Origin of the sequence: Nonomuraea fuscirosea (genome assembly GCF_035917475.1) — a bacterium.
Classification (GTDB): domain Bacteria; phylum Actinomycetota; class Actinomycetes; order Streptosporangiales; family Streptosporangiaceae; genus Nonomuraea; species Nonomuraea fuscirosea.
Map to the genome: position 1 here is coordinate 10,521,181 of NZ_CP109074.1, position 21,743 is coordinate 10,542,923.

21 protein-coding genes and 1 tRNA gene are annotated in these 21,743 nt (G+C 70.3%); 9 read left to right on the forward strand and 13 right to left on the reverse strand.

The window, feature by feature from the left end; all coding sequences use genetic code 11:
* Positions 1–4 precede the first annotated feature (4 nt).
* From OIE67_RS48415 to serS, 3 genes are all read left to right on the forward strand, one after another.
* Positions 5–424, forward strand: a complete 420-nt coding sequence (locus OIE67_RS48415) for a DUF4446 family protein (protein ID WP_245956233.1) — start codon at positions 5–7, stop codon at positions 422–424.
* 151 nt (positions 425–575) lie between these two features.
* Positions 576–1,496, forward strand: coding sequence for a prephenate dehydratase (pheA, locus tag OIE67_RS48420; protein ID WP_326633327.1), 921 nt, complete (start codon positions 576–578; stop codon positions 1,494–1,496).
* An 854-nt stretch (positions 1,497–2,350) separates the two neighbouring features.
* Complete coding sequence (serS, locus tag OIE67_RS48425; RefSeq protein ID WP_106247426.1) at positions 2,351–3,613, forward strand: serine--tRNA ligase; 1,263 nt, start codon at positions 2,351–2,353, stop codon at positions 3,611–3,613.
* A gap of 589 nt (positions 3,614–4,202) precedes the next feature.
* Here the strand turns inward: serS and OIE67_RS48430 are convergent.
* Complete coding sequence (locus OIE67_RS48430) at positions 4,203–5,537, reverse strand: hypothetical protein (protein WP_326633331.1); 1,335 nt, start codon at positions 5,535–5,537, stop codon at positions 4,203–4,205.
* 1,094 nt (positions 5,538–6,631) lie between these two features.
* Positions 6,632–6,835, reverse strand: a complete 204-nt coding sequence (locus tag OIE67_RS48435; RefSeq protein WP_043619750.1) for a cold-shock protein — start codon at positions 6,833–6,835, stop codon at positions 6,632–6,634.
* A 250-nt stretch (positions 6,836–7,085) separates the two neighbouring features.
* Here OIE67_RS48435 and OIE67_RS48440 point away from each other — a divergent pair, with 250 nt between their 5' ends.
* Positions 7,086–7,856 carry an HAD family hydrolase gene (locus OIE67_RS48440; RefSeq protein ID WP_326633349.1) on the forward strand — a complete coding sequence of 257 codons (771 nt, stop codon included), beginning with the start codon at positions 7,086–7,088 and terminating at the stop codon, positions 7,854–7,856.
* A gap of 15 nt (positions 7,857–7,871) precedes the next feature.
* Here OIE67_RS48440 and OIE67_RS48445 read toward each other — a convergent pair whose 3' ends face one another.
* Positions 7,872–8,393, reverse strand: coding sequence for a bacterial proteasome activator family protein (locus OIE67_RS48445; protein WP_106247429.1), 522 nt, complete (start codon positions 8,391–8,393; stop codon positions 7,872–7,874).
* Between the two features lie 5 nt (positions 8,394–8,398).
* Positions 8,399–9,355, reverse strand: a complete 957-nt coding sequence (locus OIE67_RS48450; RefSeq protein ID WP_326633352.1) for an NAD(P)H-quinone oxidoreductase — start codon at positions 9,353–9,355, stop codon at positions 8,399–8,401.
* A gap of 114 nt (positions 9,356–9,469) precedes the next feature.
* Between OIE67_RS48450 and OIE67_RS48455 the strand changes: the two genes are divergently transcribed.
* Complete coding sequence (locus OIE67_RS48455; RefSeq protein ID WP_326633354.1) at positions 9,470–11,821, forward strand: nucleotide-binding protein; 2,352 nt, start codon at positions 9,470–9,472, stop codon at positions 11,819–11,821.
* A 1-nt stretch (position 11,822) separates the two neighbouring features.
* On the opposite strand, the gene OIE67_RS48460 is transcribed toward OIE67_RS48455, so the two are convergent.
* Positions 11,823–11,909, reverse strand: a tRNA-Ser gene (locus OIE67_RS48460).
* Positions 11,910–11,960: 51 nt separating this feature from the next.
* On the opposite strand from OIE67_RS48460, the gene OIE67_RS48465 reads away from it, so the two are divergent.
* Positions 11,961–12,287: an STAS domain-containing protein gene (locus OIE67_RS48465; protein ID WP_326633356.1), complete on the forward strand. Its 327-nt coding sequence runs from the start codon at positions 11,961–11,963 to the stop codon at positions 12,285–12,287.
* A 96-nt stretch (positions 12,288–12,383) separates the two neighbouring features.
* Here OIE67_RS48465 and OIE67_RS48470 read toward each other — a convergent pair whose 3' ends face one another.
* Genes OIE67_RS48470 through OIE67_RS48495 form a run of 6 tightly spaced genes read right to left on the reverse strand, consistent with a single transcriptional unit; the run spans position 12,384 to position 16,971 of the window.
* Positions 12,384–13,229 (reverse strand): NUDIX domain-containing protein, encoded by an 846-nt coding sequence (locus OIE67_RS48470; RefSeq protein ID WP_326633358.1) that lies wholly within the window; start codon positions 13,227–13,229, stop codon positions 12,384–12,386.
* 12 nt (positions 13,230–13,241) lie between these two features.
* Complete coding sequence (locus OIE67_RS48475) at positions 13,242–13,970, reverse strand: M15 family metallopeptidase (protein ID WP_326633359.1); 729 nt, start codon at positions 13,968–13,970, stop codon at positions 13,242–13,244.
* 29 nt (positions 13,971–13,999) lie between these two features.
* Positions 14,000–14,479, reverse strand: coding sequence for a universal stress protein (locus OIE67_RS48480; protein ID WP_326633362.1), 480 nt, complete (start codon positions 14,477–14,479; stop codon positions 14,000–14,002).
* 13 nt (positions 14,480–14,492) lie between these two features.
* A complete protein-coding gene (locus tag OIE67_RS48485) occupies positions 14,493–14,729 on the reverse strand; it encodes a hypothetical protein (RefSeq protein WP_106247439.1) in 237 nt (78 codons plus the stop codon).
* Positions 14,726–15,163, reverse strand: a complete 438-nt coding sequence (locus OIE67_RS48490) for a hypothetical protein (RefSeq protein WP_326633365.1) — start codon at positions 15,161–15,163, stop codon at positions 14,726–14,728. Before OIE67_RS48490 ends, OIE67_RS48485 begins: the two co-directional genes overlap by 4 nt.
* Positions 15,160–16,971: an MDR family MFS transporter gene (locus OIE67_RS48495; RefSeq protein ID WP_407674938.1), complete on the reverse strand. Its 1,812-nt coding sequence runs from the start codon at positions 16,969–16,971 to the stop codon at positions 15,160–15,162. The genes OIE67_RS48490 and OIE67_RS48495 overlap by 4 nt, the downstream gene beginning before the upstream one ends.
* A gap of 98 nt (positions 16,972–17,069) precedes the next feature.
* Here OIE67_RS48495 and OIE67_RS48500 point away from each other — a divergent pair, with 98 nt between their 5' ends.
* The 3 genes from OIE67_RS48500 to OIE67_RS48510 all read left to right on the forward strand — a co-directional run bounded on the left by OIE67_RS48500 (position 17,070) and on the right by OIE67_RS48510 (position 20,188).
* Complete coding sequence (locus OIE67_RS48500) at positions 17,070–17,630, forward strand: TetR/AcrR family transcriptional regulator (protein ID WP_326633368.1); 561 nt, start codon at positions 17,070–17,072, stop codon at positions 17,628–17,630.
* 138 nt (positions 17,631–17,768) lie between these two features.
* Positions 17,769–19,085, forward strand: coding sequence for a glycoside hydrolase family 6 protein (locus tag OIE67_RS48505; protein WP_326633370.1), 1,317 nt, complete (start codon positions 17,769–17,771; stop codon positions 19,083–19,085).
* A 122-nt stretch (positions 19,086–19,207) separates the two neighbouring features.
* The gene (locus OIE67_RS48510) at positions 19,208–20,188 is read left to right on the forward strand and encodes an LLM class flavin-dependent oxidoreductase (protein ID WP_326633372.1); all 981 of its coding nucleotides are present in this window, start codon (positions 19,208–19,210) and stop codon (positions 20,186–20,188) included.
* A 3-nt stretch (positions 20,189–20,191) separates the two neighbouring features.
* Here the strand turns inward: OIE67_RS48510 and OIE67_RS48515 are convergent, their stop codons facing one another.
* Together OIE67_RS48515 and OIE67_RS48520 are read right to left on the reverse strand one after the other, a co-directional pair.
* The gene (locus tag OIE67_RS48515) at positions 20,192–20,629 is read right to left on the reverse strand and encodes a hypothetical protein (RefSeq protein ID WP_326633374.1); all 438 of its coding nucleotides are present in this window, start codon (positions 20,627–20,629) and stop codon (positions 20,192–20,194) included.
* A 9-nt stretch (positions 20,630–20,638) separates the two neighbouring features.
* Positions 20,639–21,709, reverse strand: coding sequence for a DUF6745 domain-containing protein (locus OIE67_RS48520; RefSeq protein WP_326633376.1), 1,071 nt, complete (start codon positions 21,707–21,709; stop codon positions 20,639–20,641).
* Positions 21,710–21,743: the final 34 nt, after the last annotated feature.

The following is a 21,743-nucleotide window of genomic DNA, read 5'->3' on the forward strand; positions in this document are numbered from 1 at the left end:
TGCCGTGCTCGTTACCACATGGGTGATCGTGGGCGTTGTCGCCGGGGTCAGCGGCGTGTCGATCGGCTTTCTGGCGTTGCGGCAGGCCAGAGCCACGATGGAGGAGTGCCGGCGGCTGCTCGCCCGGCAGAGCGGTGAGGGCCTGAGCGATCTCAAGGCCATCCGGGACGTCGCCGTGTGCCGGTACGACGCGCTGTCCGAGATGACCGGGCGGCTGTCGTTCTCGGTGGCGATGATCAACGGGTTGGGCGACGGGATCGTGCTGACGTCCATCAACGGGCGCAGCGAGACGCGCACGTACGTACGGCCTGTGGTCGGCGGGCGGGGGCAGCAGCCGCTGTCGCCGGAGGAGGAGGACGCGGTACGGGCCGCCCGTCTCGGCCTGGGCCCCTTCGTCACGCCCCGCCCCTCCGAGACCTACTGACCACCGGCGCAGGCACCGCCTGAAGGTGTCGGTCACGCTGACCGACTTCCTTCCGAGAGCTGTTGACCGCCCGCCCGGGGCATCTGACCTGCGGATACGCCGTGGGAAGAAACGGCCACAGGTGCTGTCCGCCTGCGGATACCCTGGACGCATGCCCAGACTCGCCTACCTCGGGCCGGAAGGGACCTTCACCGAAGAGGCCCTGCGGTTGCTCGACCCCACCGCCGAGCGGCTGCCCTGCGCCACCGTGAGCGCGGCGCTCAACGCCGCCCGCGCGGGTGACGCCGACGGCGCGGTGGTGCCGCTGGAAAACTCGATCGAGGGTGCGATCACCACGACGCTCGACGAGTTCGCCTGGGGCGAGCCGTTGCTGATCACCGCCGAGCTGCTGCTGCCGGTGCAGTTCTCGCTGCTGGCGCCCCCGGGCACCGAGATTCCGCACATCAAGCGGGTCTACACGCATCCCGCGGCCATCACCCAGACCCGCGCCTTCCTCGCGCGCGAGCTGCCCGACGCCGTCGTGGTGGCCGCGCCCTCGACCGCCGCCGCGGCGCAGGAGGTCTCGCTGCCCGGCTCGCCGTACGACGCCGCCATCGCCGCCCGCATCGCCGGCGAGCACTACGGGCTGGTGCCGCTGGCCACCGACATCGGCGACAGATCCGACACCGTGACCAGGTTCGTCCGCGTCGCCCGCCCTGGTGCACTGCCCGAGCCGACCGGCTCCGACCGCACCTCTCTCGTCGTCTTCCTCGCCGACGACCACCCCGGCGCCCTGCTGGAGATGCTGACCGAGTTCTCGGTGCGCGGGGTCAACCTGACCCGCATCGAGTCGCGGCCGACCGGGGGCGGCATCGGGCGTTACTTCTTCCACTTCGACTTCGAGGGTCACGTCGCCGACGCCCGCGTCGGAGAGGCCATCGCCGGGCTGCACCGGATCTGCGGCGAGGTGCGCTTTCTCGGCAGCTACCCGCGCGCTGACGGCCTCGCACCCCAGATCAAACCGGGCACCTCCGACCCCGAGTTCACGGAGGCTGGCGACTGGCTGGCCAGGGTTCGAGCAGGCAAGGTCTGAGCGTTGCCCGGGGGACGCTCGGTCTTCGGGCCGGAGGTGGCTCCAGATCGGTGGCTCACCAGGCAGCCGATTCCCCCTTTCGAGTCCACCGGCCAACGGGATGGGTGCCCGGCCTGAGCCCCACCCATTGAGCGGGATGGCTTTCCGGCCTGAGCTCGACTCATCGAGCGGGATGGCTTTCCGGCCAGAGCTCGACTCATACGAGCAGGGGGAGTGTCCTCCCTGAGTCCAACTCATCGGGCGGGATGGTTGTCCGGCCTGAGCTCGGCTCATCGGGCGGGTGGCTGTCCGGTCTGCGTTCGACTCATCGGGCGGGATGGCTCCTCGCCCAGAGTCCGATTCGCCGATCGGAGGGGCTTTGCCACCTGAGTCCGATTAACTGGACACATCTCAACCTGGCCCGCCCCCTGACGAGACGCCTTCCGACTCAAGGCTGGCCCAGCGACGTGGACGCCGTCCCACCGAGCTAGGTCCGGCTCGCCTACCGGAACGACTCCCCGGGCTCGGGGCCGTCTCAGCGACGTGGACGCCGTCCCGCCGAACAACGTCCGACTTGCCAACCTGGGACCGCTGCCCATCGCTAGCCCGACCCGCCGACCTGGGACCACTCCCGACCGCCAGCCCGACCCGCCCACCAGGACGCCTCCCCGGGCTTCAGGCTCGTTCCAGCGAGCAAGCAGGAACTGGCCCTCGAAAGCGGGTCCGAGCCATCGTTCGAGGACCACTTGCCGACCGGAGCTGGTCTTGACCCGGGGAGGAGGCATTCGGGTTCAGGGTCGGGGTCGGGTGGGTGTTCGGTGGCGCGGGTGGGAAAGCAGGGGCGGAACGCCTCCGTACGCCGGTAGCCTTTGTTTGTGATTGACCTGCGTACCCTTCGTGAGGACCCCGACCGGCTACGGGCGTCGCAGCGTGCCCGCGGTGAGGACGACTCGATCGTCGACACGCTGCTCGACCTCGACGAGCGCCGCCGATCCGCGCTGACCTCGTTCGAGTCTCTGCGCGCCGAGCAGAAGAGTATGGGCAAGTCGGTCTCCAAGGCGCAGGGCGAGGAGAAGGCCGCGCTGCTCCAGCGGGCCAAGGACCTCGCGGGTCAGGTGAAGGGCGCCGAGTCCGAGGCGGAGAAGCTGGCCGCCGAGTTGGACGGCGTGCTCCAGACGGTGCCCAACATCGTCGAGGAGGGGGCACCGGAGGGCGGCGAGGACGACTACGTGGTGCTCGAGACCTACGGCGAGCCCCGGACGTTCGACTTCGAGCCGAAGGACCATCTGGAGCTGGGCGAGGCGCTCGGCGCGATCGACATGGAGCGCGGCGCCAAGGTGTCGGGCTCGCGGTTCTTCTTCCTCAAGGGCGTCGGCGCGCGGCTGCAGCTCGGCCTGCTCAACATGGCCATGCAGCAGGCGATCGAGGCCGGGTTCATCCCGATGATCACTCCGGTGCTCGTCAAGCCGGAGACCATGCAGGGCACCGGCTTCCACGTCGCCCACGACAAGGAGATCTACCGGCTCCCCGACGACGACCTCTACCTGGTCGGCACGTCGGAGGTGTCGATGGCCGGCTACCACGCCCAGGAGATCCTCGCCGCCGACGAGCTGCCGCTGCGGTACGCGGGCTGGTCGTCGTGCTTCCGGCGCGAGGCCGGCTCGTACGGCAAGGACACCCGGGGCATCATCCGCGTCCACCAGTTCGACAAGGTCGAGATGTTCTCCTACGTGCGTCCTGAGGACGCCCAGGCGGAGCACAAGCGCCTGCTCGACTGGGAGAAGGAGATGCTGGCCAAGATCGAGGTGCCGTACCGGATCATCGACACCGCCGCGGGCGATCTCGGCATGTCGGCGGCTCGGAAGTTCGACTGCGAGGCGTGGATCCCGACCCAGGGCCGCTACCGCGAGCTGACCTCGACCTCCAACTGCACCGAGTTCCAGGCGCGCAGGCTGGCGGTCCGCTATCGCGACAAGGACGGCAAGCCCCAGCACCTGGCCACGCTCAACGGCACCCTGGCCACCACCCGCTGGATCGTGGCCATCCTGGAGAACCACCAGCAGGCCGACGGCTCCGTGGTGGTTCCCGAGGCGCTGCGCCCGTACGTGGGGCTCGACGTGCTCACTCCTGGCAAGTGATCAACTGAGCCACGTGACGGTGTCCAGGTGACCGGCCCCGCGTGACGGGCTGACCTTGTTCCCAGTGATTGGACAAGGGCGGCTGGTCCGCGTGGCCGGTTCCGGGCGAGCGGTTTCGGATGACCGTACCTGGGCCTTCGGTTCCAGGTACGCGGATCCAGATGACCCAACCCGGGCCTTCAGTTCCAGGTACGCGGATCCGCGCTGCCGGATCGATGTGACGGGCCCAGGTCACCAGCCCCGGGTCACCGGGTCACCGGCCTGCGGTCACTGGCTTGGGGTCACCAACCCGGAGTCACCAGCCTGGGGTCACCGGCCTGGAGCCACCGGTCGGCGGGTCACCGGCCCGGGGCCAGCGGGGGTTACCGGCCCGGGCCAGCGGGCTACCGCCTTTGGGCACCGGATCCCCGGCCAGAGTCACCGGATCCCCGACCCCGGTCACCGGATCATCGGCCCGAGTCGCCGGATCGCTGGGCACCGGATTCCGGTCACAGGCTCCGGGGCTTCGAATGACCGGTTCAGAGGGAGCCGGCCGTGCGAGGTTCAGATTCGGGGGACCGGATTGAAGTGGGCGGTGAGGCCGGAACGGTTACTCGTCTGGGAAGGGCTTTGGTCGGCGGGTGTCGTGTCGGATGAGGGCGGCGCTCGTCAGTACGACGACGGCGGTCAACAGGGACGCGATGGCGACCGCGACCGAGTACGACTCGGGCGTCCCCTCGGCCCACCCCGCGAACGGCAGGTAGACGTTCCCGTACACCAGTGGTGCCCCCAGCACCCCGACAGCCGTCGCCACTGGTCGGGTCCGGCCCACCGCCAGGACGACGCAGATCACCCCGCCCGTCAGTACGGCGAGGAAGCCGAGGACGCGGAGCGGTAACGAGATGTCGTCGGACGGCGTCGGCCAGCCGTTGAGCAGGAGCAGCAGGCCCAGGCAGGCGGCCACCGCGGAGCCCGTGTACGCGCGGGTGTACCGGCGCAGCCCCGCCCCCACTCCACCGAACAGCACGCAGGCGGCGAGGAAGAGCGCCACGCCCCATTCGGGGCCCGTGTCCACCTCGGGCGTCCGGAGCCCCGGCCAGCCGATTCGCCGCCATGTGCCCGACGTGTCGCGGATCGCCAGCCCGTCCACGCCGTTCGCCACGACGACGACGTGCCCGCCGGGCCGCGCCTGGACGGCCAGGGCCCTGGAACGCAAGTCTGGGGCCTGACCCCCGTACTGCCTGGTCACCCGCTCCAGCGCGTCGCCGGTGACCTCCCAGGAGGGCCGCCATGTACGTCCCCCGTCGTCCGACTGCTCCACGCCCAGTCGGCCGGCGGTGATCCGGTAGCACCTCGTGGCCTGCCCGGGTACGCACTGGGCGCTCTGGGCCGGTCTGGGGTGGCTGTCGCTGGTGATCTCCGACCAGCTGAGCCCTCCGTCGTCGGAGATCCACGTGGTCCTCCCGTACGTGGGCACGCTGATCCGGCCGCCCGAATCCACCTCGACGGACTCGGCCGAATACGGGGGCGTCGCGGAGGAGGTGGCGGTGACCGCGAGCAGGGCCAGCGGCATCGTCACGATGATCCGCCACCGGGGCGAGGAAGGACGGCTGAGGCTGCGGGCGCGTACCCACCAGGCGAGGGCGAGGGCGGGCAGCGCCAGGAGGTCCGTAGGATCGGCCAGGACGCGCGAAGGGCCCGCGACGAAGGTCCAAGCCTGGGAGGCGAGCTCAGCGCCCGTCTCCGTGGTCTTCACGAGCGCGAAGGCCACCCCCGTCACCAGGGTCGCCGCCAGGTCCGCCCGGCGCCGCAGCAGCACGGCCAGCAGGGCCGGCGCCACGACCAGGCCCGCGACGTCGCTGAGCTTGCCCGTGACGAATCCCGGCCAGGTGTGTTTGAGCAGGTGGTCGTTGATCAGCAGCACGAGCACCCCGGCAACGGTCACGGGGTGACACAACCACGCGTACCTCATACACAGGACGACCGCTGCGGGCCTCCGGTGGTTCAACGGTTACGTGAGTCGAGTCACAGCCGTGACCAACCCGACACCAGCACAGAAGCAGACAAGCGTGATCGTCACGACCGTAGTGGTGCAGGTCCCGGCCTCAGTGGGAGCCGCGCCGGGGACGGTACGCGGCCGCTTCTGAATGCGCCGCTACGACCTCCGCCTAGGGCCTGCGAAGTGGCCCTGACCTCAGTGGCGGCCGTCCGATCTCGGCGAGATCGGTGCACCTCAGCGGGATCCGCCCGACTTCGGTGGGACTGCGCTGGAACGGTGCGCGGTCGCGTCTGGATGTGCCGCTACGACCTCGCCCAGGGCCTGCCGGTGGTCTTCGACCTCGGCGGGACCGGCCAGACGCAGGCATGATCGGCGTGGACGACGGGCGGACCGGCCTGGACGCCGGCGGGAACGCCCGCCGCAGGTCGGGACCGCCCGCCGCAGATCGGGACCGGCCCGACGCGAGCGAGAACGGCGCAACCAAGGTAGGCGTGATGGGCCAGACTCCAGGGGGCCAGTCGGGCTCCAGCAGGACCAGCCAAGCTTCAGCGGGGCAGTCGGGCTCCAGCTGGACGACCCGGACCTCAGCGTGAGCGGGTCCTAATGCCGGCGGATCGACTCGGCACGGGTGGGCCTGGGCCGAACCTCGGCCGGGGCCGGTCCGGCGCGAGCGGGATCGGCCCGATGCCGGTGGGATGGGCCCGGCACGCCGGCAGGACGGGTCTGCCGCAAGTGTGATCAGCCCCGACACCAGCGGAATCGGCCTCGACACCGCCAGGATCGGCCCGATGCCGGTGGGATGGGCCCGGCACGCCGGCAGGACGGGTCTGCCGCAAGCATGATCAGCCCCCACACCAGCGGAATCGGCCTCGACACCAGCGGGATCAATCGGGCACGGCCTGGCTGGGCCTGACCCGGGCTGAGCGACAGCGCCCGCGACACCAGCGGGACCGGCCTCGACATGGGCGAGACCGGTCCCGATACAAGCAAAAGACCGGAGCCCGCTGGAAGCGAACTCCGGTCTATCTCGCTGCTACAGGTTAGATGGCTCGGACCTGGGAGGCCTGCGGCCCCTTCTGGCCCTGCGTGATCTCGAACTCGACCCGCTGGCCGTCTTCAAGGCTGCGGTAGCCGTTGCCGACGATCTCGGAGAAGTGCACGAACACGTCCGGCGCACCGCCGTCCGGGGCGATGAAGCCGAAGCCCTTCTCGGCGTTGAACCACTTGACGGTTCCCTGAGCCATAAAAGCTCTCCCTCAGGATGTGAATCTATGGGACCCACACCTCGTGGGTCCCGGTGTGTCGTACAGCAAGCACCCGGGGTGGCTCAGACAAAGTCATGCTGGTTTTCACTACGGGATCAGCTAATACAACGCCATCACATCTAACACCATTCTGGCGCGTTGGTGTTCCCGTCCCAACGAAGATTTCTGTCAGGCGGCATCACCGGGCAAACTGGAACCTGTTATGCAGAGCCTTCCAGCACCGCGCCTAGTGGCCACCGACCTCGACGGTACCGCGTTGCGCACCGACGGAACCGTGTCTCCCCGCACGGTCGCCGCCTTCGGCAAAGTCGAGGAATCCGGGGCCGTCCTGGCGTTCGTGACGGGGCGTCCGCCCCGGTGGATGGGCGGTGTGGCGAGTGCGGTACGTCACCGCGGGCTGGCCGTCTGTGCAAACGGAGCGCTGATCTACGATCTCCATACCGAACGGATAGTGGAATCTCACCTGATCACGGTCGAGGTACTCGAGGAAGTCGTCGCTCAGCTAAGAGCGAACGTATCGGACCTCGTATTTTCGGTCGAGTACGAAGCCGGTTTTGCGCATGAGTCGGATTTCCTCCTGAGCGCCAAGGACCGGCGCCCGGGAGCCGTCGGGATCGCCTCGATGACCTCGCGTCCGTGCGCCAAGTTGCTGGCCTTGCATCCGGCCATGGGCGCGGACGAGCTTCAGGCCACGGTGGAGGAACTGGTGGGGCATCTGGTGACGGCCACGCACTCCAGCGGGAGGGGCCTGATCGAGATGAGCGCCCAGGGCGTGACGAAGGCGACGGCCCTGGCGGCGCTCGCCGGGCAGCACGAGGTCAAGCCTGCTGAGACCGTCGCGTTCGGTGACATGCCGAACGACCTGCCCATGCTGAGCTGGGCAGGCACGTCGTACGCGGTCGCCAACGCGCACCCGGCCGTGCTGGCGGCGGTCGATCACGTGACCGCGACCAACGACGACGACGGGGTCGCACGGGTGATCGAGGAGCTCTACGCATAACCTCCGCGACGGGGGCTACAGGTAGGGGCCGGAACCGCCGTGAGGGCGCTGGGGGCCGCCGTCGTCGCCCTGCGGCACACCGGGCAGCGCCCTGCGCATCTGCTCCAGCTGCGCGCGGGCGGCCATCTGCTGCGCGAACAGCGTGGTCTGGATGCCGTGGAAGAGACCTTCGAGCCATCCGACCAGCTGGGCGTGCGCGATGCGCAGCTCGGCCTCGCTCGGCGGCGTGCCGTTCTCGTCGGTGAACGGGAGCGACAGCCGCTCCAGCTCGTCGACCAGCTCCGGCGCCAGGCCGTCCTCAAGCTCCTTGATGGAGGACTCGTGGATCTCCTTCAGGCGCTTGCGACTGGCCTCGTCGAGGGGAGCCGCGCGGACCTCCTCGAGAAGCTGGCGGATCATGCTGCCGATGCGCATCACCTTGGCGGGCTGCTCGACCAGGTTGGTGACCGAGCGGTCGTCCTCGCCACTATCGCCCTGACCTTGGAAGTCAGGGCCCACCACCACGATGTGGGGGGTGTTGTTGTCCTCAGCATTCATAACACTCACCGTACTAGCAGGATCTTGCCGACGTGCTCTCCGGAATCCAACATTCGGTGGGCTTCGGCGGCTTCCGCCATGGGCACCTCCGCGTAGATCACGGGACGTACGGCACCGGCTCCGACCAGGGGCCAGACGTTGTCGACGACGCTGCGGACGATGACGCCCTTCTCGTCCACGGGACGCGAGCGCAGCGCGGTGGCGTGCACGGAGGCGCGCTTGGCGAGCAGGGCGCCGAGGTCGAGCTCGGCCGTGCGCCCGCCCTGCAGCCCGATGACCACCAGCCGGCCGCCGGTCTTGAGCGCGCGCACGTTTCCTGCCAGGTATTTCGCGCCCATGATGTCGAGGATGACGTCGGCGTGAACCTTGTCCGCGAAGTCCTCCTCGCGGTAGTTGATCACCTGGTCGGCTCCGAGCTCCCTGACGCGCTCGGCCTTGGCGTCCGAGCCGACCGTGGTGACGACGTGCGCGCCGAGCGCCTTGGCGAGCTGGATCGCGAAGGTGCCGATGCCGCTGGCGCCGCCGTGGATCAGCAGCGTCTCGCCCCTGCGCAGCCGTCCGACCATGAACACGTTCGACCAGACCGTGCAGGCCACCTCGGGCAGCCCGGCGGCCTCGCGCAGCGCCACCCCTTCGGGGACGGGCATGACCTGCTGCCACGGTACGGCTACGCGCTCGGCGTAACCGCCGCCCCCGAGCAGCGCGCACACCTCGTCCCCCGGCTTGAACTGCTCCACGTCCGCCCCGACCTCGGTCACCACCCCCGAGACCTCAAGTCCCGGGTACGGTGAGGAGCCGGGAGGCGGCTCGTAGAATCCCATCCGCTGCAGGACATCGGCCCGGTTCACCGCCGAGGCGGTCGTGTCGATGAGCACGTCGCCCCGCTCGACGCTCGGCTCCGGCACCTCGTGCCACTCCAGGACCTCCGGTCCGCCCGGCTTGACGATCTCAATGGCTCGCATGCGAACCACGGTAGCCGGGCAAAGAAGTTCTGGGTTGCCGAGCTGCGCCGGACCATGTGGCGTTAACCTGCAATGTATTTGCTGCCCCTTTAGACCCACCCGAGGGGGAACACGGTGGCAAGACACGATCGAGAAGAATCTCTCGAGGAACAGCTGGCCTGGCTCGACGCGATCAAGGAGACGGAGGAGGCGCCCGTTCCGGTCAGCGCCTCGGCCGCGGTCGCCGACGAGCCGGTCGCTTCGCCGTACCCCAAGGATCCATGGCAGCACGTGCCGCAGCACGACACGCCGACGCCGCCGCTGTTCCGCGCGGCGGTCGACTCCGTGTATGGCCCCGAGGCCGCCGAGGACCTCCCTCAGGCGGAGAGCGAGGCCACCCAGTGGCTCGACCGGGCCGCGCTGCAGGAGAAGCCCGCCCCGAGCGCCGACGACCCCTTCCACGGCCCGCTGAAGCCGCTGCCGCGCCCCGACGACACCGACGCCTTCTCGCTGCCGCTCACCCCGCCGCAGCCGGCCGCGAGCAAGCCTGAGGCGGCCGGGAGCAAGGCCGAGGCGACGGAGGACGAACCGTGGCCGCACATCCCCGACTGGGCGCGGGAGTCCACGGAGAGCGAGGAGACGCGGCGTCCCGAGGCCGCCGCCGAGCCCGCGGACGACGAGAAGGCGCGGACCGAGTCGGCGAGTGCCGAGGCCGCACGTGTCGAGCCCGCGCGTGACGAGCCGGTCGTCACGGAGGCCAAGTCCTCGTGGGCGGACACCCAGCCGGGCAACGAGGCCCCGTCGTGGGCGCAGGACCAGCCCGGCGAGAAGCCGGCCGCCAAGGCGGGCACGGCGGAGACGCCTTCGGCCGCCGACCGGCCGCAGTGGGCCGAGCCGTCCGAGACGCTGCCCCGGAGCGAGCGCCCGCAGTGGGGCGACCCCGAGCCGCGTTCCCAGGAGTCGTCCCCGTCGCTGCGTACGCCGCTTCACGGGTCTCAGGAGCGTGACGAGGCCGCGGAGCCCGAGCGTCTGCCGTGGAGCACCGAGCAGGCCCCCAAGTGGGGCGATGAGCAGCGGCTCACGTGGTCCGACGAGCCGTCCGCGTGGTCCGCCGAGCGGCCCTCCTGGTCGGAGGATCGTGCTCAGCAGGACGACGAGCAGCCGCAGCGGGACGACGACAGGTCTCAGCGGGACGACGAGCGTTCCTCCGGTGACGCGGTGCGTTCCCAGCAGGAGGAGCCCCAGCGTTCTCCATGGGACGAGCCGCAGCGTTCCCCGTGGGACGAGCCCCAGCGTGCTCAGCGGGAAGAGCGGGAGGAGCGGGAGGAGCCGCAGCGGGACGAGCCGCGGCGTTCGCGGAGGGCGCAGCAGCCCGAGAGCCCCGCCAGGAGCGAGCCGTCCGAGCGGCCCCAGTGGGCCGACCAGCCGCAGTGGGCCGACCAGCAGGAATGGCGGCCCGCCGAACGCGAGATCCCGCCCCAGACGCGGCCACGCCGCCGCCCGGCCCCCATCCCCGTCTTCACCGCCCCGCCCAGGCCCCCGGTCACCGGCCGTCCGACGGCGGAGAGCCTCGACCCGGAGTCCCTGCTACGCGGACGGCGTAACGCGCCCTCCAAGGGCTGGCGCCGCATCGTCTACAAGGCGTCCGGCGGCTGGATCAAGCCGGGCGAGCCCCCGGAGGTGCGCCGCCGCCGCGAACTGCTCACCAGGGCCCGCACCCCGGTGACGGCCGGGCACCACCGGGTGGCCGTGCTGAGCCTGAAGGGCGGCGTGGGCAAGACCACGACCACGGTCGGCCTCGGCGCCACGCTGGCCTCGGTGCGCGGTGACCGCGTCATCGCCGTCGACGCCAACCCCGACCGGGGCACACTGTCCGACAAGCTCGTCCTGGAGACCTCGGCCACCGTACGCGACCTGCTCAACGAGCGTGACCAGGTCAAGCGCTACGTCGACATCAGGGCGTTCACCTCCCAGGCCTCCTCGCGGCTGGAGGTGCTGGCCTCTGACCGCGACCCGGCGGTCTCCGAGGCGTTCAGCGGCTCCGACTACCAGGACGTCTCCCAGGTCCTGGAGAACTTCTACTCGATCTGCATCACCGACTGCGGCACCGGCCTGCTCCACTCCGCCATGGGCGGCGTGCTCGGGCTGGCCGACCAGATCGTGCTGGTCAGCTCCCCGTCGGTCGACGGCGCCAGGGCGGCCTCGGCGACGCTCGACTGGCTGGAGGCCCACCACTACGCCGACCTGGTCAAGAACGCCACCGTGGTGCTGTGCAGCGTCCGGCCCAGGTCGAAGTCGGCGGTCGACATCAAGAAGCTGGAGGCCCACTTCGCCGCCCGGTGCCGCGCGGTGATCAGGGTGCCCTATGACCCGCATCTGGAGGAGGGCGCGGAGATCGACCTCGACCGGCTCCAGGACGCGACGAGGGAGGCTTACCTGCAGCTCGCCGCCAGCGTGGGCGACGGCTTCGCGGGGACCCGCGAGTGAGCGGAGGGTGTGGGATTCGAACCCACGAGGCCATCGCTGACCTGGCCGCTTTCAAGGCGGCTGCACTCGTCCACTATGCGAACCCTCCCGTGCGGAAACCACGATAGCGGCTGTGGTGGCAGGGGTGTACGTTCAGGAGGTGGCGGATCTCAACGTCGAGGTGCAGCGCGGTGCCTGCCAAGCGCTCGTGCGCCTGAGCGGTGACCTCGACAAGCTCACGGCTCCGCTGCTGAAGGACTGCCTGGTGGCGCTGTTCGCCGAGGGGCGCGTGGAGATCGTGGTCGACGCGGCCGAGCTGGAGTTCTGCGACTCCAGCGGCCTGTGGGTGCTGGTCGAGCACCAGCGCAGGCTGTCCGCGCACGCCGGGAGCTTAGGCATCGTCGGCGTGCACGGCGTCTTACAGCGGGTGCTCGACGTGACAGGGCTCAAGGCCGCCTTCGACCGCGTGGTCCCCGCGGAGCTCTGAACAGGCCGAATCAGCCGCCGAACGCACCCGCGGAGCTCCGACCGCGCGAAGCCAGCCGCCGAGCCAAGCCGCCGAGCCAAAGCCGAGCCGCCGACCTCAGCTCCCGAGCTGCGACAGCAGCCACTTGGGGCCCACGGTCTCCGCGCCGAGCTCACCGACCCGCTCCTTGAGCCCCCGGTCCGCCGTCACGACGAGCACCCGCTCCCACGGCTTGGCCGCGCGTACGACGTCGACGATGGCGTCATCGCCGCTCCCCGTCGCCGCCACCACCTGGATCCCTGGTACGGCCGGAGCGCTCCGAGCCGCCCCCTCCACGACCGCCACCATCCGCGGATACCACTGCGCCAGCACGGGATGCGCCAGCCGCAGCCCGGACACGTCGTTCAGCAGCCGCGTCGCCGCTCCGAGCCGGTCGTTCCACCAGCCCCGCTCGGCCCGCGCCCCGACGATGTTGGCCACGTCGAGCACCAGGGTCTCGGGCCTGATCGCGCCCTGGATGTCGGTCCACGTGGCGGCGAAGCCGGGATGCAGCTCACGGTCGGCGATCTCGGGCAGCGCCACCCAGCGCAGCTCGGTGCTCTCGCCGTTGGCCGGCGCGGCGGCCAGCAGCTCGGCCGAGGCGGCGATCACCGTCTCGAACGTCCACCCGCCGTGGTCGTCGAGGTATACCCCCTGCACCCGCAGCCCTTCGCCGCCGAGCGCCGCCTCCTCGCGGGCCTCGCGCAGCGCGCTGGTGACGGCGTCCTCGTGGCTGTCGCGGGCGCCGCCGGGCAGCCCCCAGGTGCCGCCGTGGTGACTCCACCACGAGCGTTTCTGCATGAGCACGTACGGCACGCCGAGCTCGTCGTGGTGGACGACCAGCAGCCCGGAGGCTCCATGGACGCCCCAGTGCCGGTGCCCTTGCGCGCACTCGGTCCAGCCGTCGCCGTCCTTAGCTGCCATGACGGGATTGTCTCAGCCTCCGCCCTTGGAGAAATGCTGGTAATCCTTGGTGCCCGACCAGTAGCCGCCCCACTCCCAGCCGACGCGGGAGAAGGCCTTGACGACCTTGTCACCAGGGTTTACTACACCTTTACCGCTAACTGGCCGTTTGGCGAACTTTTTCGCATTCTGGTGTGCGGTGCTGCCACTTGCGGTGACATATGGGTTCTCGCGGGGATTGATGTCTATCGCTTCCCCGTAGGCGTGATTCGACCAGTTGCTCGACCCGGTCGCCGGGCGGCAGTTGAAGGCCGAGGTGTTGTCGGCGTCGATCGAGTCGTAGTCGTCGCCCTTGTACGCGTCCACCAGCTTCATCTGCTTGATGGGCCAGCGCCACCCGTACAACCTCTTGAAGACCGTCACGATGTCGTCGGTCACCGTCTTGCGCACGACCAGCCGGCCGGTGTGCGGTTTGTCGTCGAAGCCCCAGTACGTCAGCGTGACCAGCCGCAGGTCCCGGTAGTGGACCGGGCAGCCGGGACGCCACGAGTAGGGGAGCTGGTCGCGCGCGACCCGCGAGACCTTCGCGCTGAACGGCGGCGGCCCGGTGGGGCTGGGGCTGGGGCTGGTGGAGTCGGAGGCGGACACGGGCGTGGTCGATCCGGGCGTCTCGTGGACGGAAGCGGGCGAGGCGACCGGCTCCCCCGCGCCGCACGAAACGGACGCGAGCACCACGAACGCCATGGCGGCAGCACGTTTCATCTCGCCACCATATGCGACATCCGCCCTGGTCAAGGGACTATCAGCACAGTACGGCGAGCCCGCTTCGCCAGCCCGGAGGAAACCGAGCTCCACCACGACCTGCGTGAGCGGCCCACGACGATCGCGTCGGCCTTGTACGAACTGGCCAGCGTCTCCAGCTCGCGCGCCGCGTCACCCCGCATGCTGACGAACTGCCACGGCACCCCGGCGCCACGCAACTCGTCCCTGAGCTCCTCGGCCAGGTCACTGGCCGAGTCGGGGATGATCGGCGACCCGGCCCAGAACCAGAGAGGGGTGGCGTTCAGCGCCTCGACGAAGGCGACGAGCAGCGCGGCGTCGTCCCTGCGGGCGAGCCCGGCCGCGTACGCGAGCGCGTTGCGGCTCGGGCCCGATCCGTCGAAGCCCACGACGAGCAGGCTGGCGCCGTCCTTGCCGATCTCGAACCGCCCTTCGGGGAGCCTGTTGCCTTCCAGCGGCTCCCCCTGGGGGTCTGTCCCACTGCCGAACACGGCATGTCTCGCGTCAGGACTCGGCGTGCCTGCCGCGCGAGGCCAGCTCGCGCAGGGCGTCGGCGGCGAAGACGACGAGGCTGACGAACGACACCGCGGCGATCCCGCCGCCGAGCCACAAATCGTTGACCGTCGCGTCCGCGTAGGACCCGCCGCGGGGCTGGTAGCCGACCACGAACGGCGCGGCGACCAGCCACAGGCCGCCGAGGAACAGCAGGACGAGGGCGGATACGCCCAGTTTCGCCATCATCGGTTCTCCTCCACTCCGACCAAGGACGTCTTGCCGTTCTGGCGGTGCTCGCCGCCGCCGGGACGGGCTCCGGTGCTCAGGTCCTCACGCAGCGCCTCGACGAGGGGCGCCAGCAGGCTGGCCAGCTCCGCGGACGACGCCTGCGGCGCGGGGACCGGCACCGGCTCGGGCTCAGGCTCGGGCTCGGCCTTGCGCGGCCTGGGCTGCACCAGCCCGCGCAGTACGAGTTCCTCGCGGATGGCCAGTACGAAGGCGATGGCGCCGACCAGTCCCACGACCGCCACGCCGAGCCCGGTGAAGAACTCGGACTGCGTGGCGTTCGTCCAATCGGCGTCCTCGGGCTGGGTGCCGAGGGCGAAGGGCGCGATCATCAGCCACAGCCCGGCCAGCACGGCCAGGGCCGCCGCGACGGCGCCCACGAACTTGCGAATCATCGGGAGGTTCCTCCTGTTACAAGGTCCTTCTGTGGCGGCGTGGCCTGCGCGATCAGGGTGCGCGAGGTGGGCCGCAGCACGTTGTGCACGACCGATCGGGCGCGTTCGCGCTCGGAGCGCTCGTCGGGCGGGGCCAGCCTGGCGACCGCGCTCAGCAGCGCGGAGGGCTCGCCGTTCACCCGTTCGATGCGCTGGGAGATGAGTTCGAGTAGCAGACCGGCCAGGACCAGGTCGTCCTTGCTGAGCGGCTTGGCGGCGACGGGCTCGGCCGGAGCGCTCGTGCCGCGCAGCGGCAGCTCCTTGAGGAAGAGCGTGGCCAGGAACCCGAGCAGGGCGATGGGCACGCCCACCAGGAACACGGTCTCAAGGCCGCGGGTGAACGCCTCCAGGACGATGTTCTTGATCGGTGCGGGCAACATCTGGATGGCGTCGGGACTGCCGAGCTTGACGTCCCCGCCGCCCGGCACCGAGATGTGCGCGGCTCGTAGCATCTCGGCCATCTCGTCCTTGAGCCGGCCGGTCAGGATCGCGCCGAACGCGGAGACGCCGACGGCGCCGCCCAGTGACCTGAAGAACGACACTCCCGACGTGGTCGCGGCCATGTCGCGCAGCTCGGAGCCGTTCTGGGCGGCCAGGATGAGCATCTGCATGGACAGGCCGAGGCCGACGCCCAGCACGCCCACGTCGAACCCGATGAGCCACAGGCTGGAGTCGACGTGCAGTCTGGACAGCAGGAACAGGCCGATCGCCACGATGAGCAGGCCCGCGACCGGGAAGACCTTCCACCTGCCGGTCTGGGTGACGATCTTGCCGGAGATCACGCCGGACAGGAACAGCGCCACCACCATGGGCAGCGTCATCAGACCCGAGTTGGTCGGGCTGAGCCCCTTGACGATCTGCAGGTACTGCGGCAGGTAGATCATCGCGCCGAACATGGCCATGCCGACGAACAGCGAGGCCAGGCTGGTGAGCACGAACGTCGGGTTGCGGAACAGCCGCGGCGGCAGGATCGGATTACGCGCGGTGCGCTCCGACAGCACCGCCAGGGCCAGCATGAGCAGCGCGGTCGCGGACAGGGCGTAGGTCCAGAACGAGTTCCACTCGAACTCGACGCCGCCCAGCGTCAGCAGCAGCATGAGCGCGCTCGCGCTGGCCGTGATCGTCGTGGCGCCCCAGATGTCGATCGACGTGCTGCGCTTGATCCGCTCCAGCTTCAGCACCTTCTGGATGACCACGAAGGCCACCACCGCGAACGGCACCACCACGTAGAAGCACCAGCGCCAGCCCAGCCAGTCGGCGTCCACGATGAAACCGCCCAGCAGCGGGCCCGCGACCGTGGAGATGCCGAAGACGGCACCCATGTAGCCGGAGTAGCGGCCGCGCTCCCTGGGGGAGACGATGTCCCCCAGGATCACCTGCGACAAGGCCGACAATCCGCCCACACCCAGGCCCTGGATGGCCCGCGCCGCGATCAGCTGCCCGATGTTCTGCGACAGGCCGGCCACCAGCGAGGCCGCGACGAACAGCCCCAGCGCGGTCTGGAACAGCAGCTTGCGTCCGAAGACATCGGATAGTTTGCCCCACAACGGCGTGGACACCGTCATCGTCAGCATGGTCGCGCTCGCGACCCATGAGTACTGGTCCTGACCGCCTAGTTCCCCCACGATCGTCGGCAGCGCGGTGCCCACCACAGAGGTCGAGATCATCGACGTGAGCATCGCGAGCATGAGCCCGGACATGATCTCGAGGATCTCGCGGTGGGAATAGTGCCGTTTCGTGGGAGATGCGGCCTGCGCCTGAGCTACCAAAGCTCCCACATCCCCTTCTTACCGTCTTAACCGACTTGAGTATACGCCTGTTTACTAGCCGTGCGGTTAGTGGGGTGTCTGTTGAGTAGAGTGCGGGCATGAGTCCCCAGGTGACCGAGGCCAGGCCACGCGACCGCGAGGCCACTCGGGAGCGGATTTTGCGGGCCGCCCGCACCTTGTTCGGCGAGCAGGGCTATGAGCAGGTGACCGTACGCATGATCGCGGCGGCGGCCGACGCCAACATCGCCCTGGTGGGCCGGTACTTCGGCTCGAAGGCCGGCCTCTTCGCGGCGGTCCTTGAGGGCGAGCCGGTCTTCAGCGCCCTGTTCGAGGGCGACGAGCAGGGGCTGCCCAGGCGGCTGGCCGAATACGCGGCCGAGCGCATGCGGCAGCCGCCGGACAGCCCGATCCTGCGCACGCTCGAACGCTCGGCCCGCCATCCCGAGGTGCAGGCGGTGGCCAGAGAGCGCCTCATCGCGGCGGTGCTGATCCCGCTGGAGGCCAGGCTCTCCGGGCCGGACGCCCGGGCCAGGGCCCGCATGGCCGCGGCGATCCTGCTCGGCATCGGGGCGACGCGCCGCAGGCTCGGCCCGGAGGAGCCCACGCCGGCCGACGTCGACCGGCTGACCGCCGTCTTCGAGGCCTGCCTGGCGGAGTGAAAGTTTCACCCGATTACTTGGGTCTGACCTGCGGCGATGGCTAAAGGATCGATCCGATGTCTTTGTCCGGCGAGCCGGGCTCCCTAGCATCCGGAGTGCCGGTGGGAGCGCTCCCACATGACGGACGGAGTTATCCACATGTCTCGCAGCAGGCCCGTGCTGGCGGTGCTCGTCGCGGCGGCCGCCTCGGCCGTGGCGGGAGCGGTCGTCCTCTCCTCCTCCACCGCTCAGGCCGCCGACTCCGCTTTCTACGTGGATCCCCAGACGAACGCCGCCAAATGGGTGGCGGCCAACCCGAACGACAGCCGTACCGCCGTGATCAGGGACCGGATCGCCGCGGTGCCGCAGGGCCGCTGGTTCGCCACCTACAACCCCACGACCGTGCGCGGCCAGGTGGACGCCTACGTCGGCGCAGGCGCCGCGGCCGGCAAGATCCCGATCATGGCCGTGTACGCCATGCCGAACCGCGACTGCGGCGGCCCCAGCGCGGGCGGCGCGCCCGACCACTCCGCCTATCGGGCCTGGATCGACCAGATCGCGGCCGGGCTCGGCGGCCGGCCTGCCGCCGTCGTCCTCGAACCGGACGCCCTGGCGATCATGACCAACTGCATGAACTCCTCCGAGCAGGCCGAGGTGAAGGCCTCCATGGCCTACGCCGGCAAGAAGCTCAAGGGGACGTCGTCGCAGGTGAAGGTCTACTTCGACATCGGGCACGACGCCTGGCTGTCCCCCTCGGAGGCCGCCTCCAGGCTGAACGGCGCGGACGTGGCCAACAGCGCCGACGGCATCGCGGTCAACACCTCGAACTACCGGGCCACGGCGGGGCTGGTGTCGTACGCGAAGAGCATCATCTCGGCGACCGGCGTCTCCCGGCTCAAGGCGGTCATCGACACCAGCCGTAACGGCAACGGCCCGGCCGGCAGCGAATGGTGCGACCCGGGAGGCCGCGCCACCGGCACCTGGAGCACCACGAACACGGGTGACTCCGCGATCGACGCCTACCTTTGGGTCAAGCCACCCGGCGAGGCCGACGGGTGCATCGCGCAGGCGGGGCAGTTCGTGCCGCAGCGGGCCTATGACCTGGCCATCGCCGCGCCGCCCCCCACCACTCCCACGGTCACCCCCACGGTGACGCCGACGGGCGGTCCCGGCGGGTGCGCGGCGACGTACCAGGTGACCAGTCAGTGGAACAACGGCTTCCAGGCCGAGGTCACCGTGCGCAACACAGGCACGTCGCCGCTGAACGGCTGGCGGGTCGGCTGGACGTTCCCGAACGGCCAGACGATCTCCCAGCTCTGGAACGGCAACCTGACGGCGGGCGGCGGCTCCGTCACCGTCACCAACCTCGACTGGAACGGCGCGGTCGGCGCCGGCGCGACGGCCACGTTCGGCTTCCTCGGCGGACACTCCGGGCAGAACGGCACTCCCGCCACGCTCTCCTGCACCGCCTCCTGAGCGCCTCCTGAGCGCCTCCTGATCCCCCACGGCAGCGCCGTGGGGGATCAGCCATGAAATAACACCGCATTCGCGGCTGTTGCACAGAGCTGGTCACACCGCTCTGCGAAAGGCGCGTACTCATGGCTCTGCCGCTGTCCATCCTCGATCTGGCGCACATCGGCGAGGGCGAGACGGCGGGCGACAGCTTCGCCGCCAGCGTCGCCCTGGCACAGCGGGCCGAAGAGCTCGGATACCAGCGGGTCTGGTACGCGGAGCACCACAACATGCCGAGCATCGCCTCCTCCGCGACCAGCGTCCTCATCGCCCACGTGGCCGCCCATACCCGCACGATCCGCCTCGGAGCGGGCGGCGTCATGCTGCCCAACCACTCGCCGCTGACCATCGCCGAGCAGTTCGGCACGCTGGAGACGCTGCACCCGGGCCGCATCGACCTCGGGCTCGGCCGCGCGCCGGGCAGCGACCAGCAGACCATGCGGGCCCTGCGGCGCTCGCCCGCGTCGGCGGACTCGTTCCCGCAGGACGTGCTGGAGCTGCAGGGTTACCTGGCGGGCGAGTCCCGCATCCCCGGAGTGGACGCCACCCCGGGCAAGGGCACCAACGTGCCGCTGTGCATCCTCGGGTCCTCGCTGTTCGGCGCGCAGCTCGCCGCGGCACTGGGGCTCCCGTACGCGTTCGCCTCCCACTTCGCGCCCGCCGCGCTGGAGGAGGCCGTCGCCATCTACCGGCAGGAGTTCAAGCCCTCCGCCCAGCTCGACCGCCCGCACGTCATCGCGGCGCTCAACGTGATCGCGGCCGAGACGACGGAGGAGGCGCAGGAGCAGTTCCTCGACTCCAAGCGGCTCCGGGTCACCCGGTTCCTCGGCAGGGGGCGCACGTTCACCACCGAGGAGGCCGACATGATCCTGCAGTCGCCCGCGGGTCAGCAGATCGTGCAGATGGCCAAATACTCGGCCGTCGGCGACCCGGCCGAGGTGAAGGAGTACGTGGACAGGTTCGCCGAGCACGCCCGCGCCGACGAGCTCATCGTGGCCTTCGCCGCGCCCGACAGGAAGGCGTGGATGCGGTCGGCCGAGCTGCTGGCGCAGGCGTACTCGGACTGAGGTTCAGTCCGCGACCAGCCGGGCCCTGGTGCCCTCGTGCTCGCGCTGGCGCCTGACCACGTACGTGCCCGGCGCGCAGCCCGAGCCCCCGTGCTCCGGATGGAGCAGGTAGACCGGGGCCGAGGCGGTGAAGACGCCGATCGCCAGGCCCTGGGAGTCCGCGACGTGCGTGGTCCAGCGGCAGGTGCCGGGGTCGGCGACGAGGGTGTGCGGGTTGCCGCCGGCCGCGCCGCGCAGCAGCTCGACGCCCTCGGCCGGCACCGGCTCCCATCGGTCTTCTGCAATCAGGGTCACCGACGTGGCGACGAGCGGGAGCGGGATGACGATGAGGTCGCCCTGGGCCTGGAGGCCGTCGACGACGGGGATGCGTACCGACTGCTCCAGGTGGTCGAGCACCGCGAGTCCGGTCCGCCGGCTGAGAGAGGCGAGTGTGACAGTCATGGGCATCACCTATGTTCTGCGGAGAAGTGTGGCGTACTGCTCGCCGGACAGCCCGTACGTCCATCCGGCGGCCTCGATCGGATCGTTGAGATAGGCGGGCACGGTGAGCCCGTACCGGCGGCGGTGGCCGTCGCGCTCGACCGAGCCGTTGACCGCGAGGAGCACCTTCGTGCCCCGGCGTACGTCGTAGAGCCGCAGCTCGGAGCCCGGGTTGCCCGGGTCGGGTGCGCGGGAGACCAGGCGCAGCCCGGCCTGTTCGATGTAGGCGCCCCAGCCGAGCCGCTCGATCGCGCACCGCCTGACCTCGACGTTGACCTCGTCGGCGATGCGTTCGACGGTCGGGTTCTCGATCACCCAGGACGGTACCTGCGTGCCGTGCCAGGCGTGCACGGCCCATCCGTCCGCGTACCGGACGGCCGGGCCGCTCGCGTGGTGCGGTCTCACCTCGCCGTCGTCGCCCGCGACCTCGGTGTGCAGGGCGACCGGCCGCTCGGAGACGACGCAGACGTGCTCGTCCGGCCACCACCAGTGGCACGAGCCGAGCACGGCCGCCCACAGCTCGAACCGCCGTTCCTGCTCGGCGTCGAGCACCAGGCCGGCGGTGCGGCGCAGCGCGTCGTAACGGGCGATCCGGGAGACGTAGTGGGTCCGGTCCCAGCGCATCCAGCCGGGCGCCCCCCAGCTGTGCGCCCGCCGCAGCGGTGGCAGCAGGCAACTGCTGATCGAGCGCTGCAGCGGGAGGAACACCTCCTGCTGGACGATCCGGTCGAGCGCCCAGTGCGGCCTGCGCATGCCCGCTTCGACGGTCCGGCACCACTCGTCCTTGAGCTTGGCGAACCGGGTCAGGAGCGGCCATCGGTCCGGATGCTCGGGCGAGTGCGACAGACCTGGAGGGACGGTCGCCAGGGCCGCCAGCGGTGAGGCGACCCAGTGGAACCGGGGTGGGGAGAGCCCTGCCAGACGGTAGAGGGCGGAGACGGCGGCTTCTACGGCAGGGCGGTCGGCGGGGAGCGTCGACAGCGCCCGGCCCAGCCATTCCTGGCGAATCGCGGCAGCTTCCCGCTGCACGAGCGCGTTCACCGGTTGAGGGCGGAAGCGCCCTCCTTTCGCATGA

Excerpts from the sequence above, each read along its gene's own strand:
- OIE67_RS48515 (WP_326633374.1), bottom strand. The coding sequence starts at position 20,629 with ATGACTGTCACACTCGCCTCTCTCAGCCGGCGGACCGGACTCGCGGTG.
- OIE67_RS48470 (WP_326633358.1), bottom strand. The coding sequence starts at position 13,229 with ATGGCAGCTAAGGACGGCGACGGCTGGACCGAGTGCGCGCAAGGGCAC.
- OIE67_RS48450 (WP_326633352.1), bottom strand. The coding sequence starts at position 9,355 with ATGCGAGCCATTGAGATCGTCAAGCCGGGCGGACCGGAGGTCCTGGAG.
- OIE67_RS48500 (WP_326633368.1), top strand. The coding sequence starts at position 17,070 with ATGAGTCCCCAGGTGACCGAGGCCAGGCCACGCGACCGCGAGGCCACT.
- OIE67_RS48505 (WP_326633370.1), top strand. The coding sequence starts at position 17,769 with ATGTCTCGCAGCAGGCCCGTGCTGGCGGTGCTCGTCGCGGCGGCCGCC.
- OIE67_RS48445 (WP_106247429.1), bottom strand. The coding sequence starts at position 8,393 with ATGAATGCTGAGGACAACAACACCCCCCACATCGTGGTGGTGGGCCCT.
- OIE67_RS48475 (WP_326633359.1), bottom strand. The coding sequence starts at position 13,970 with ATGAAACGTGCTGCCGCCATGGCGTTCGTGGTGCTCGCGTCCGTTTCG.
- pheA (WP_326633327.1), top strand. The coding sequence starts at position 576 with ATGCCCAGACTCGCCTACCTCGGGCCGGAAGGGACCTTCACCGAAGAG.
- OIE67_RS48435 (WP_043619750.1), bottom strand. The coding sequence starts at position 6,835 with ATGGCTCAGGGAACCGTCAAGTGGTTCAACGCCGAGAAGGGCTTCGGC.
- OIE67_RS48490 (WP_326633365.1), bottom strand. The coding sequence starts at position 15,163 with ATGATTCGCAAGTTCGTGGGCGCCGTCGCGGCGGCCCTGGCCGTGCTG.
- OIE67_RS48510 (WP_326633372.1), top strand. The coding sequence starts at position 19,208 with ATGGCTCTGCCGCTGTCCATCCTCGATCTGGCGCACATCGGCGAGGGC.
- OIE67_RS48485 (WP_106247439.1), bottom strand. The coding sequence starts at position 14,729 with ATGATGGCGAAACTGGGCGTATCCGCCCTCGTCCTGCTGTTCCTCGGC.